We start from the raw sequence: 11,481 nt of genomic DNA on the forward strand, positions 1-11,481 counted from the left end.
CTATCAACAGGGAATCCCAATCATGAAGGAAAGACAAGGCGGCTGCCTGTGCGGAGCCGTGCGTTACGTGATGAAGGGCGAGCCGGAGACGGCGGCCATCTGCCATTGCCGGCACTGCCAGAAACAGAGCGCCAGCCTGTTCTCGTTCAACCTCTTCGTGAAGGAGGCCAACTTCACGCAGCACGGCGAGACCAGGGTGTTCGAGGACCGGGGCGACAGCGGGCATCCCTCGTATCGCCATTTCTGCGGTAGTTGCGGGTCGCCCATCCTCACCCGGGTGTCGACGATGCCCGGCGTGGTGCTGGTGAAGGCAGGCACGCTGGACAGCCTGGCCGGCATCCAGCCGCCCGGCCTTGAGATCTATACCGATCGCGCGCCGTACTGGCTCGCGCCGGTGGACGGCACGCAGCGCTTCGCGCTCAGCCCCTGAGCGCTGGCGCATCCCCCCTAAACCGGAGCGGCACACATGGTAAGACTGGATATCAACGGCCGGCAGCACACGATCGATGCGCCGCCCGACATGCCCCTGCTGTGGGCGATTCGTGACCTCGTCGGCCTGACGGGCACCAAGTTCGGCTGCGGCATCGCCCAGTGCGGCGCGTGCACCGTCCACCTCGATGGCGTGGCGGTGCGGGCCTGCGTGATGCCGGTCTCGGCCGTTGGCGAGCGCAAGATCACCACGATCGAGGGCGTTAGCGCGACGCCGGCCGGCCAGCGCGTGCAGGCCGCGTGGCGCGCGCTCGATGTCGTGCAGTGCGGCTACTGCCAGTCGGGCCAGGTGATGTCGGCGGCGGCGCTGATCGCCAGCAATCCGAAGCCGAGCGACGCCGATATCGATGCCGCGATGGCAGGCAATATCTGCCGCTGCGGCACGTACAACCGCATCCGCGCCGCCGTCAGGCAGGCCGCGAAGGAAGCCTGACATGCATGGCGATGCACAGGAGACGGACGTCTCGCGCCGAGGCTTCCTCAAGTTCGCCGCGATGGTCGGCGCTGCCGGCGGCGGTGGCCTGCTGTTCGGCTTCAGCGTGCCGGCGCGCAGCCAGGGCGAAGGGCGCCGGTCGGTCATCGGCGGGGATGGCGTGGAGACGCCGCAGCCGGGCGTGTTCGCGCCCAACGCGTTCATCCAGATCGCGCGCAGCGGGCAGGTCACGCTGATCATGCCGAAGGTGGAGATGGGGCAGGGCGTCTATACGTCGATTCCCATGCTGTTGGCGGAGGAGCTGGAAGTGCCGCTGGAGCGCATCACGCTCGTCCATGCGCCGCCCGATGGCAAGCTGTTCAACGACCCGCTGCTGGGCGAGCAACTGACCGGCGCCTCGACCTCGATCCGCTACGCGTGGGAGCCGATGCGCAAGGCCGGCGCCAGCGCGCGGACGCTACTCGTCACGGCTGCCGCGCGGCGCTGGAAGGTCGATCCATCGACCTGTATCGCGCAGGCGGGCCGGGTAACGCATCCGCCCAGCCGCCGCAGCATCGGCTATGGCGAGCTGGTAGACGACGCGGCGAAGCTGCCGCCGCCGCAGGACGTCCGGCTCAAGGCGCCGAAGGATTTCCGGCTGATCGGCACGCGGGTGAAGCGGCTCGACTCCCCGGAGAAGGTCGACGGCACCGCCATGTTCGGCCTGGACGTGCGGCTGCCGGGCATGGTCTATGCGGCGATTGCCACGTGCCCGGTGTTCGGCGGCACGCTGGCCAGCGTCGATGACACGCACGCCCGCAAGATGCCCGGGGTGCAGCAGGTGGTCCGCTTCGACAACGGTGTGGCCGTGATCGGCGCCCACACCTGGGCGGCAAAGCGCGGGCTGCAGGCGCTGGTGATTCGCTGGAACGAAGGGCCGGACGCCAAGGTATCGACGGAGACGATCGTCGCCGACCTCGTCAAGGCCTCGCGCCGCAGCGGCGCCGTGGCGCGCCGGGAAGGCGATGTCGACAAGGCATTCGCCAAGGCCCGCACGCGCATCGATGCGGTCTTTCAGCAGCCGTTCCTCGCGCACGCGACCATGGAGCCGGTGAACTGCACCGTGCATGTGCGCCCGGATGGCTGCGAAGTCTGGACCGGCACGCAGGTGCCCGGGCGCGTGGTCGATGCGGCCGCCAGGGTCACCGGACTGCCGCCCGGCAAGATCACCGTGCACAACTACCTGCTCGGCGGCGGCTTCGGCCGGCGGCTGGAAATCGACATGGTCACGCAGGCCGTGAAGATCGCCCGGCAACTGCGCGTGCCGGTGAAGGTGGTGTGGACGCGCGAGGAAGACATCCAGCACGACATGTACCGCCCGTACTACTACGACCGGATTTCCGCCGGGCTGGACGATAGCGGCAAGCCGCTGGCCTGGCAGCACCGCATTGTCGGCTCCTCGATCATGGCCCGCTACGCGCCGGCCGCGATGATGCCGAATGGCGTCGATCCCGATGCCGTGGCGGTGGCGGCGGAATTGCCCTACGACCTGCCCAACCAGCTGGTTGACTACGTGCGCCAGGAGCCGCGGGACGTGCCAACGGCCTTCTGGCGCGGCGTCGGGCCGACGCGCGGCGCCTTTGTGGTCGAGAGCTTTATCGACATGCTGGCGCAAGCCGCCAAGGTGGACCCGGTGGCGTACCGGCGGGATCTGCTGCGCAAGTCCCCGCGCGCGTTGTATGTGCTGAACGAGGCGGTGCGGGCCTCCGGATGGAAGCCGGGCGTGTCCCAGGGCAATGGCCGGGGCAGCGGCGTCTCCGTGATGCATGCGTTCGACAGCTTTTTCGCGATGGTCGTCGATGTGACCGTGCAGAACGGCGAGGTGCGCGTGAACCGCGTCACCTGCGTGGTCGACTGCGGCATGGCGGTCAACCCGGACACGATCGAGGCGCAGATGCAGGGCGGCATCATCTTTGGCCTGACGGCGGCGCTCTACAGCCAGATCACGATCCGGGCGGGCCGCGTCGAGCAGAGCAACTTCAACGACTACCGGATGCTGCGCATCAACGAGACACCGGAGATCGACGTCCATATCGTCAAGAGCAGCGAGGCGCCGGGCGGCATCGGCGAGCCGGGAACGTCCGCGCTCCAGCCCGCGCTGGCCAACGCCATCCACGCGGCCACGGGCCGGCGGCTGCACACCCTGCCGGTGGGCGATCAACTGAAGGCGCGCACGTGAGCACAGAAACGATGAACAAGCTGAAATCCACGGGTGCGCTGCTCGGCACCGCGCTGCTGGCGTTCGGGGCGGCGCCCGCACAGGCCGCCACGGCGGTGGACCAGGCGCTGGTCGCGCGCGGCGAGTATCTGGCCAGGCTCGGCGACTGCGTGGCCTGCCACTCGGCGCCGGGCGGCAAGCCCTTCGCGGGCGGGCTGCCGATGACGACGCCGCTGGGCCGCATCTACACCACCAATATCACGCCCGATCCGGCCACCGGCATCGGCGGCTATACGCAGGCGGCGTTCAACCGTGCCATGCGCGAAGGCGTGGCGAAGGACGGCCACAACCTGTATCCGGCCATGCCGTATCCGTCCTACGCCAAGGTCAACGATGCCGACCTGACCGCGCTCTACGCGTATTTCATGCATGGTGTGCCGGCGGTGCGGCAGGCCAACCGGGCGTCCGACATCCGCTGGCCGATGAATATGCGCTGGCCGCTCAAGCTCTGGAACCTCGTCTTCCTCGAAAAGGCCGTCTATAAGGAAAGGCCCGGCCAGGGCGCCGCGTGGAACCGCGGCGCCTATCTGGTGCAGGGGCTGGGGCATTGCGGCTCCTGCCACACGCCGCGTGGCGTCGGCTTCCAGGAGAAGGCGCTGGACGAGGGCGGCAAGGCGTTCCTTGCCGGCGCGCTGCTCGATGGCTGGTACGCCTCGAACCTGACCGGTGAGCACAACGTGGGGCTGGGGCGCTGGAGCGCAGCCGATATCGCGGGGTTCCTGAAGGATGGGGCAAACCGGCACGCGACGGCGTTTGGGCCGATGTCCGAGGTCATCCACAACAGCACGCAGGCGATGACCGATGGCGATCTCGCGGCGATGGCCGCCTACCTGAAGTCGCTCCCGGCACAGGGTGGCAACGGCGCTCCGCCTTACGCGTACGACGCCCGGACGACCACGGTGGCCTTGCAGCGCCCGGCTGGCAACGCCGGCGCGCGGCTATACGTCACGTACTGCATGCAGTGCCACGGCGCGGACGGGCGCGGCGTTGCGCCCCTGCTCGCGCCGCTGGCTTGCAATCCGAACGTGCTGGAGCGCGATGCGTCGTCGCTGATCAACGTGACGCTGCACGGCACGCCGGACCTCGTGATCCGCGGCATTCCGGCGCCGTATCCGATGCCGAAGTACGCCGCCATCCTGAGCGACCGCGACGTCGCCGAGGTGCTGACCTTCATCCGCGCCAGCTGGAACAACAGCGCCCCGGCCGTCAGCCCGGACGCCGTGGAGAAGCTCCGGCGCGAGTGACCCTGCGCCGGTGCTTCACCGGCCGGCGTCAGCTTCCGATATAGGCGGCCGGTCGCCGCTCGACGAATGCCGTGGCGCCCTCGCGGGCGTCGCGGCTGCGCAGCAGCAGCCGCTGCAAGGTCGATTCCTCGAACAGCCCGGCCTCCAGCGTGAGGTCATGGCTGGCGAGCACGGCGCGCCGCGCGGCGATGACGGCCAGCGGACCATTTCCGGCAATCTGGCGCGCGATCTTGAGCGCGGCTGCCTCCAGTCCCGCCTTCGGCACCAGTTCGGTCACCAGCCCGTGGTTCAGGGCGAAGCTGGCATCGAAGGTGTCGCCGGTCAGGATCATCCGCATGGCTACACCCATCCCCGCCACCTTTGCCAGCCGCTGGGTGCCACCACCGCCGGGAAGAATCCCCAGCCGGACCTCCGGCAAAGCGAAAGTCGATTCGGGCGTGGCGAGGCGGATGTCGCAGGCCAGCGCCAGTTCCAGCCCGCCGGCCACACAGATGCCGTCGATAGCTGCAATCGTCGGCTTGGACACGTCGCCGGCGCCGGTCAGGCCGCCAAAGCTGATGATGGATGTGGGCGCGTCGCTCTCGGCGAGTTCGCGCCGATAGGTGAGATAGTTGCCAATATCGGCCCCCGTGCAGAAGGCGCGACCGCCCCGCGCGGAGAGGACGGCGACTTTGAGTTGCGGGTCGTCGTTGAAGCGCTTCCAGGCGCCGGCCAGCGCCCGGTCGTGTTCGACGTCGAGCGCGTTGTGGCGCTCGGGGCGGTCAATGATGATGTGGGCGATGGCGTGGTCGATGATCTGAAAGTCGATGGACATCTCAAGAATTCCGTTGATAAGAGAGAGGGCTCAGCGCATGGCGTTAGGCAGGCGTTTGGCGGCGGATCGCTCCAGCCACTCAAACGCGCCGTTCACGCCCACGCCGATCAGGCCGACGGTGAGCAGCAGGGCAAACACGCCGGGGGCATCGAAGTCCCGCTGGGCGGTGAGCAGCAGGCGGCCGATGCCCGGTCGCGTGGCCAGCATCTCGACCAGCAGGGCGACGATGATCGCCAGCGGCGCCGCCACGCGCAGTCCGGCAATCACGCCGGGCAGGATGCACGGCACGTAGATGTTCCGCACCCGGCTCCACGGCGAGAGCCTGAGCGTGTGGCCCGTACTGATCAGTGTGGGATGGATCGATCGCGTTGCCTGCAGGACATTGAGCATCACCGGCCAGACCGTAGCTAGCGCGACTACCGAGATATCCAGCCCGGTGCCGGCGCCGATCAGCAGCATCGCCACTGGGACGATGGTCGGCGGCGGAATCGAGCGCAGGAATTCGAGCGTGGGCGCCACCGTGTCGGAGATGGCACGGCGCGCGCCCAGCGTGGCGCCCATCACCGTGCCGGCGATGCCGGCAACCAGCGTGGCGAGCAGCACGGTCTTCAGCGTGGCGAGGACCGCCAGTTGCAGGTCACCCGCCGCCAGCATGACGGCCGCCTGCGTCAGCCACGTCTGCGGGGGCGGCGCCACCGGCGAGGCAGGGTCGCCCAGCACCCCCCAGACGCCGAGCAGGGCGATGGGCGTGGCAAGGCTGAGCAGCCCACGGGACATCTTGTTCATGAGCACAGTCCTTTCAGTTGCCCTGGGCCAGTCCAGGAAACAGATGCTTGACGGCGAAGTCCAGCGCGCAGTTCGCGCAGACGCCGAGAATGCCAATGGCGAAGAGATAGGCAAATGTCTCGCTGGCGCGCATGGCCTCCTGGGCGCTGACCAGCCCCCATCCCAGTCCAGCCGGGTTGCCAACCATCTCGGCGACCACGCTGACCACCAGGCATAGGCTGAAGCTGAGCTTGGCGCCCACGAGGATCTGGCGGAACGCAGCGGGCGTGATCACGCAGCGCAGCGCATGCCAGCGACGCAGGTGAAGCGTGCTGACCACCTCGAGGATGCGCGGATGCATCCGTTCGATGCCGGACCGGCTGGCTAGGATCAGCGGCCACACGCTGGCGAACACCGTGACGGTGATCTCGGTCTGCCAGGAGAAGCCGAACACGAGGATGGCGAGCGGAATCAGCGCCACGGCCGGCAGGGGCCGCAATAGCTCGATAAAGAGCGACAGGGCAACGCGCAGCCGCTCGGCGCTGCCGAGCGCCATGCCGAGCGGGATGCCGATCAGCAGGCAGATCACCCAGCTGGCGATGGCCGCGGCAAAGGTATGCAGCGCATCGGCCGGCAGCCGGCCACTGACCAGCGTCTCTAGCAGGGTCTGGCCGATCTCCACGGGCGAGGGCAGGATGCTGGGCCCCTCCTGGGCCGTGGCCGCGAGTTGCCAGGCCACGAGGAGGGCCGCCGGGAGCAGCCATTGGCGCGTTTGCCGCAGGCGGGGCGTCATCGGGCCGCTCCGTGCAGGCGCTCCAGCAGCTCATGACGCGCGTGGAGGTACTCGGGCATCTCCTTGGTCGAAATCTGGTCGCGCGTGGCGGGCAGCGCAGAACGCAGCTCCGAGGCAATCCGCCCCGGCGAGCCGGCGAGCAGGATGACGCGGTCGCCCAGATAGACTGCCTCGTCCACATCGTGCGTGATGAAGACGATGGTGGTGCCAGTGCTGGCCTGAATGTGCCGAAGCTGGTCCTGGAGCTTGGCCTTGGTCATGGCGTCCAGCGCGCCGAATGGCTCGTCCATGAGCAATACCTTGGGCTGCAGCGCCAGTGCGCGGGCGATTTGCAGTCGCTGCTGCATGCCGCCGGACAGCTTGGCGGGATACTCCCGGGCCGCCTGCTGCAGGCCGACCATGGCCAGCGCGGCGTCGATGCGGTCGTCCAGTGCCGCGCCTGAGACCTGTTCCTCGATGCCGAGGGCCACGTTGCCGCGCACCGTCCGCCACGGCAGCAGCGCGTTGCCATAGTCTTGGAACACCGTCACCACGCCCGCCGGCGGACCGCTGAAGGCCGCGCCTTCATATAGGACGGCGCCGCCGGTCGGCGCGCAGAACCCGCCGAGCGCGCGCAGCAGGGTGGTCTTGCCCGTGCCGGAGCCGCCCACCATGCAGAGGAACTCGCCCCGGCCGATGTTCAGGTCGATGCCCTGGAGAATCATCTTCTCCCCACTGGCCGACGTCAGTCTGACTTCCGCCTGCTCACAGCAAAATACCGATGCATTCATAGGTCGTGAACTAGTTGAGGCTGGCGCCGGCGGCGCTCACTTTCTCGTGGATGGCGCCGACGGCGAATGAGGTCTGGATCCAGGTGTCAATCTCGGCATCGCCGAGGCGGGTGGTGTAGGCCGGCAGGCGGACCGAGCCCGCAACCGCATCAGGCAGGCGGGTCCACTTGGCCAGCACCGCGCGCGACGCCTGGTCGTTCTTCTGGATGTACTGGATGGCGTCGTTGAGCGCGGCGCGCCAGGCCGTCACGGCGGCCCGGTGGTCACGGGCCCACTGGCCATTCGCCATCCAGCAGGTCAGGATCACCGGGTCGGCCACGCCAAGCATGGGGTTGCCGAGGGTGCGCACGCCTACCTTCATTGACACCGAGGCGTAGGGTTCGACGATCTCCGCCGCCGCCACCCGCCCTGCGGCCAATTGGTCGCCCATATTGGCGAAGGCCATTTCCTGGAAGCGGACGTCCTTGGGGTCCACGCCGCGCTGCCGCAGCGCATTGAGCGTGGCAATGTGGATCACCCCGTTGAGCGAGGGCGTGGCCACGACCTGCCCCTTGAGATCGGCCAGATTCTGGATCGGGCCGTCGGCGCGGGTCACCAGCTGCATCTGCTGGTTCGCCGTCAGCTCCTGCGTATTGCCCGCGATGCCCACGACATCGAGCTTGCGCAGCCGTGCCTTGATGATGTCGATGGGCGTGCATCCGGAGACCTCGAACTGCCGGCCGAGCGCGCCGACCACGGTGGAGACGTTCTGCACGGTGGTGATGTCCACGTCCAGCCCATGGGCTGTGAACATGCCCTTGTCCTTGGCAATCCACAGCGGCAGCCAGGCTGCCGAGACCACGGACGCCACGCGCACCTTAGTCCTGGCCGGCGTTTGCGCCATCGCGGTGGGCGGCTGGGCCAGTGCCAGCCCGGTCAACAGGAAAACCAGCAGCCGAAAGCGTGTCGTCATCGAAGTCTCCTTGTATCCTTGTAGGGTTAGCCCGAGATTTAGTATCTTGAGATAAAGATACTTTACGCAAAGCTAGAATGCGACTGAGACAATTTCTTATATGGATAAACACGATTTGATAGACAGCTTCGATGAAGAGTGGTCGCGCGTGCGGCCTGATCTCGTCACGGACCACGTGCTGGTGCTGGGCCGCATCCTGCGGATTCGCGATCTGGCGATGAAGGCATCCGAGCGGTGGCTGGCGCCGCATGGCATCACCTGGGACATGTTCGACATGATCGCTACGCTGCGGCGCACCGGGCCGCCTTTTGCGCTGAACCCCAGCGCGCTGTCGCGGGCGCTGCTGCTGTCGTCGGGCGCCATGACCATGCGGATCGACCGGGTCGAAAAGCGCGGTCTGGTGCGGCGAGAGCCCGATCCCCACGACCGGCGAGGCACGCTGGTGGTGCTGACCCAGCAGGGGCTGGAACTGGCGGACGCGGTGCTCACCGCGCACTTCAAGGAAGCCAACCAGCTGCTGGATTGCCTGTCCGCCACGGAGCGCGCTTCGGTGGCGAAAAGCCTGCGCAAGATCCTGCTGAAACTGGAAGACCCTGCCGGCGATGCGCCGGCCAACGAGGGCTAGCCATGGCGGCAAGAGTGCGTCACTTCGAAATCGTTATCGATCCAACGCCCCCGTATTTTCCCTGATAACGTCTAGATCGATGTTGACTCCCTAAGAGGCTGGGCCTACTGTACCGAAAACGTTTTCGAAACAGCGGGACCGGGCTAGCGGGTTATGTTTAGGCTTGCGGGTTCGATCCAGCACCTTGGGGATGACCATGAAACGCTTGAAGCTCTTCTTTTCGATCCTGACCGTGTGCTGCGCGGGCAGTGCCGGTGCACAGACGGCCGACTGGCCGCACAAGCCGGTCAGGCTGGTAGTGCCTTATGCCGCAGGCGGCCCGGTCGACAATCTGGCGCGCGCACTCTCGGCGCAGCTCGCCACGCTTTGGGGCCAGCCGGTGGTGGTGGACAACCGGCCGGGCGGCAATGAGGTCATTGGCGCGGCGGCGGTGGCCAAGTCGCCGGGCGATGGCTACACCCTGCTGCTGGCCACCGATGCCGCCGCCACCTTGAATCTGTACGTGTTCAAGAAGCTTCCGTATGACCCGATCAAGGAACTGGCGCCGATCACGCGGGTGGCCATGGCCAATATGGCAATCGCCGTCTCGCCGTCGCTGCCGGTGACGGACCTGCGCAGCTTCGTGGCCTATGTGAAGGCGCATCCCGGCCAGGTGAGCTACGGCTCGGCGGGCATTGGCAATACCACCCACCTCGCGCTGGCGTGGTTCGCCAAGGAGAACGGGCTGGAAATGGTCCATGTACCGTACAAGGGTCTCGCGCCGGCCCTGCAGGACGTGATGGGCGGCACCATCCAGGTGACGATTGGCGCGGGGTCAGTGGTCGGCCCGTTCGCGCAGGGCGGCAAGGTCAAGGCGCTGGGCATCAACGGGGCCAAGCGGGCTTCGATCCTGCCAACTGTGCCGACGTTTGCTGAAGCGGGGTATCCGAAGCTCGACGCCAGCTTCCCGTTCAGCCTGCTCGCCCCGGGTGGCACCCCGGAGGCGCTGCGCCAGAAGATCTACGCTGACGTGAAGAAGGTGGTCATGAACCCGCAATTCCGCAGTGACAATCTCGAGAAATACGCGCTGGACCCGGTGCTGGACTCGCCCCAGGAATACGCCAAGGCGCTGGTCAAGGACCGTGCGCTGGCGGTGGAGAAGGTCAAGGCCTCCGGCGCCCAGTTGGACTGAATCCCCCACCAGGACGGCGGCGGCGGCTCCCTGTCAGGGGGCCGCCGCCGCCGAATGCATTTCTGCTTCAATCACACCACTGCCCCATGGAAGACGACGTCTATTTCTATCGCCCGGATGCCGGCCACGGCCTGCCCCATGATCCATTCAAGGCGATTGTCGCGCCGCGCATCATCGGCTGGATTTCGAGCCTGACCGCCGCCGGCACCCCCAACCTCGCGCCATACAGCTTCTGCGCGGCAATGTGTTCCGACCCGTACATCATTGCCTTCTCCAGCGAGGGCTACAAGGACAGCGTTCGCAATATCGAGGCGACGCGTGAGTTCGCGTGGAACTTCGTCAGCCGGGAGCTGGCCGAGAAGATGAACGCCACGTCCGAGCCGGTGGACCCCCAAGTCGATGAATTCCGCCTCTGTGGCGTAGCGCCGGCGCCCGGGCGCGCTATCCGCGCGCCGCACGTGGCGGCGTCTCCGGCCGTACTGGAATGCAAGCTGCTGGATGTGCGCGAAATCAAGGACCTGAACGGCGACGGCACCGACCACTGGCTGGTGCTGGGCCAGGTGGCCGGCGTGCATATCCGCCGCGAGTATCTGCGCGACGGCCTATTCGACACCTTCCTCGCTAACCCCGTGCTGCGAGCTGGCTACCGGGCGGACTACATGCACAGCGGCCAGCGGCTGGAACTGTATCGACCTTATTGAATGACCGGGGCCGATACCGGCTCCGGTAGAAGAAAGCCCCCGCGACTCCTGGAGTGGCGGGGGCTTATGTTTTCCGACCGTTGACCGGACTGGGCTAGCGGCGCCGCCTGAGCTGTTCGAGATGCCGGGCGTGGCGGTGCCGCACGGTCCAGATCAGCGCGCGCAGCACGGTCGCACCGGAAGCTCTGACGGCCTCGGTGCAGCGCTCCAGATCGGCTTCGGCCGGGAAGATGCGCAGTTCCGCTGCGCTGCCCAGCGCCACAGCCATCTCCGAGATCGACCGGGCGGCAATGGCATTGCGCAGCAGGCTGTCCAGCCGCTGCTGTACCGCATGGTCCCGGTCGTCCGCGCCCCGGGCGCCGTGCCGGACGTCCTTCACGCACGCGCGGATGCGATGCAGCAATTCGCTGGTGGACAGCGAATCGCCGGCATGCACGGCTGGGGCCCGGGTCATGCGTGTGCCCCTG

Annotated in this window: 13 protein-coding genes; 7 read left to right on the forward strand and 6 right to left on the reverse strand. The window is 67.4% G+C overall.

The window, feature by feature from the left end:
• Positions 1-22: 22 nt before the first annotated feature.
• From BM115_RS14220 to BM115_RS14235, 4 genes are read left to right on the forward strand one after another with little or no spacing between them, the layout of a single operon-like run.
• Positions 23-430, forward strand: coding sequence for a GFA family protein (locus BM115_RS14220; protein ID WP_092294844.1), 408 nt, complete (start codon positions 23-25; stop codon positions 428-430).
• Positions 431-466: 36 nt separating this feature from the next.
• Positions 467-922, forward strand: coding sequence for a (2Fe-2S)-binding protein (locus tag BM115_RS14225; RefSeq protein ID WP_092294846.1), 456 nt, complete (start codon positions 467-469; stop codon positions 920-922).
• Position 923: 1 nt separating this feature from the next.
• A complete protein-coding gene (locus tag BM115_RS14230; protein WP_092294848.1) occupies positions 924-3,140 on the forward strand; it encodes a xanthine dehydrogenase family protein molybdopterin-binding subunit in 2,217 nt (738 codons plus the stop codon).
• Positions 3,141-3,151: 11 nt separating this feature from the next.
• Positions 3,152-4,423, forward strand: a complete 1,272-nt coding sequence (locus BM115_RS14235) for a c-type cytochrome (RefSeq protein WP_092294850.1) — start codon at positions 3,152-3,154, stop codon at positions 4,421-4,423.
• Positions 4,424-4,451: 28 nt separating this feature from the next.
• Here BM115_RS14235 and BM115_RS14240 read toward each other — a convergent pair whose 3' ends face one another.
• From BM115_RS14240 to BM115_RS14260, 5 genes are all read right to left on the reverse strand, one after another.
• The gene (locus tag BM115_RS14240; RefSeq protein WP_092294852.1) at positions 4,452-5,237 is read right to left on the reverse strand and encodes an enoyl-CoA hydratase/isomerase family protein; all 786 of its coding nucleotides are present in this window, start codon (positions 5,235-5,237) and stop codon (positions 4,452-4,454) included.
• A 30-nt stretch (positions 5,238-5,267) separates the two neighbouring features.
• Complete coding sequence (locus tag BM115_RS14245; RefSeq protein ID WP_092294854.1) at positions 5,268-6,023, reverse strand: ABC transporter permease; 756 nt, start codon at positions 6,021-6,023, stop codon at positions 5,268-5,270.
• A 13-nt stretch (positions 6,024-6,036) separates the two neighbouring features.
• Positions 6,037-6,795 (reverse strand): ABC transporter permease, encoded by a 759-nt coding sequence (locus tag BM115_RS14250; RefSeq protein WP_092294856.1) that lies wholly within the window; start codon positions 6,793-6,795, stop codon positions 6,037-6,039.
• Entirely contained in the window at positions 6,792-7,499 is a 708-nt protein-coding gene (locus BM115_RS14255) for an ABC transporter ATP-binding protein (protein ID WP_255370821.1), read from the reverse strand. The genes BM115_RS14250 and BM115_RS14255 overlap by 4 nt, the downstream gene beginning before the upstream one ends.
• Positions 7,500-7,575: 76 nt before the next feature.
• The gene (locus BM115_RS14260) at positions 7,576-8,517 is read right to left on the reverse strand and encodes an ABC transporter substrate-binding protein (RefSeq protein ID WP_092294858.1); all 942 of its coding nucleotides are present in this window, start codon (positions 8,515-8,517) and stop codon (positions 7,576-7,578) included.
• 100 nt (positions 8,518-8,617) lie between these two features.
• On the opposite strand from BM115_RS14260, the gene BM115_RS14265 reads away from it, so the two are divergent.
• From BM115_RS14265 to BM115_RS14275, 3 genes are all read left to right on the forward strand, one after another.
• Entirely contained in the window at positions 8,618-9,142 is a 525-nt protein-coding gene (locus tag BM115_RS14265) for a MarR family winged helix-turn-helix transcriptional regulator (protein WP_092294860.1), read from the forward strand.
• Between the two features lie 196 nt (positions 9,143-9,338).
• Entirely contained in the window at positions 9,339-10,313 is a 975-nt protein-coding gene (locus BM115_RS14270) for a Bug family tripartite tricarboxylate transporter substrate binding protein (RefSeq protein WP_177219918.1), read from the forward strand.
• Between the two features lie 86 nt (positions 10,314-10,399).
• Positions 10,400-11,014 carry a flavin reductase family protein gene (locus BM115_RS14275; protein ID WP_092294864.1) on the forward strand — a complete coding sequence of 205 codons (615 nt, stop codon included), beginning with the start codon at positions 10,400-10,402 and terminating at the stop codon, positions 11,012-11,014.
• A 94-nt stretch (positions 11,015-11,108) separates the two neighbouring features.
• Here the strand turns inward: BM115_RS14275 and BM115_RS14280 are convergent, their stop codons facing one another.
• Positions 11,109-11,468, reverse strand: coding sequence for a hypothetical protein (locus BM115_RS14280; RefSeq protein WP_092294866.1), 360 nt, complete (start codon positions 11,466-11,468; stop codon positions 11,109-11,111).
• Positions 11,469-11,481: the final 13 nt, after the last annotated feature.

It is taken from the genome of Cupriavidus sp. OV096, from assembly GCF_900115455.1.
Classification (GTDB): domain Bacteria; phylum Pseudomonadota; class Gammaproteobacteria; order Burkholderiales; family Burkholderiaceae; genus Cupriavidus.

Coding starts and splice junctions, on each gene's coding strand:
- BM115_RS14260 (WP_092294858.1), bottom strand. CDS start 8,517: ATGACGACACGCTTTCGGCTGCTGGTTTTCCTGTTGACCGGGCTGGCA.
- BM115_RS14245 (WP_092294854.1), bottom strand. CDS start 6,023: ATGAACAAGATGTCCCGTGGGCTGCTCAGCCTTGCCACGCCCATCGCC.
- BM115_RS14225 (WP_092294846.1), top strand. CDS start 467: ATGGTAAGACTGGATATCAACGGCCGGCAGCACACGATCGATGCGCCG.
- BM115_RS14270 (WP_177219918.1), top strand. CDS start 9,339: ATGAAACGCTTGAAGCTCTTCTTTTCGATCCTGACCGTGTGCTGCGCG.
- BM115_RS14235 (WP_092294850.1), top strand. CDS start 3,152: ATGAACAAGCTGAAATCCACGGGTGCGCTGCTCGGCACCGCGCTGCTG.
- BM115_RS14265 (WP_092294860.1), top strand. CDS start 8,618: ATGGATAAACACGATTTGATAGACAGCTTCGATGAAGAGTGGTCGCGC.
- BM115_RS14250 (WP_092294856.1), bottom strand. CDS start 6,795: ATGACGCCCCGCCTGCGGCAAACGCGCCAATGGCTGCTCCCGGCGGCC.
- BM115_RS14255 (WP_255370821.1), bottom strand. CDS start 7,499: ATGATTCTCCAGGGCATCGACCTGAACATCGGCCGGGGCGAGTTCCTC.
- BM115_RS14220 (WP_092294844.1), top strand. CDS start 23: ATGAAGGAAAGACAAGGCGGCTGCCTGTGCGGAGCCGTGCGTTACGTG.
- BM115_RS14230 (WP_092294848.1), top strand. CDS start 924: ATGCATGGCGATGCACAGGAGACGGACGTCTCGCGCCGAGGCTTCCTC.
- BM115_RS14240 (WP_092294852.1), bottom strand. CDS start 5,237: ATGTCCATCGACTTTCAGATCATCGACCACGCCATCGCCCACATCATC.
- BM115_RS14280 (WP_092294866.1), bottom strand. CDS start 11,468: ATGACCCGGGCCCCAGCCGTGCATGCCGGCGATTCGCTGTCCACCAGC.
- BM115_RS14275 (WP_092294864.1), top strand. CDS start 10,400: ATGGAAGACGACGTCTATTTCTATCGCCCGGATGCCGGCCACGGCCTG.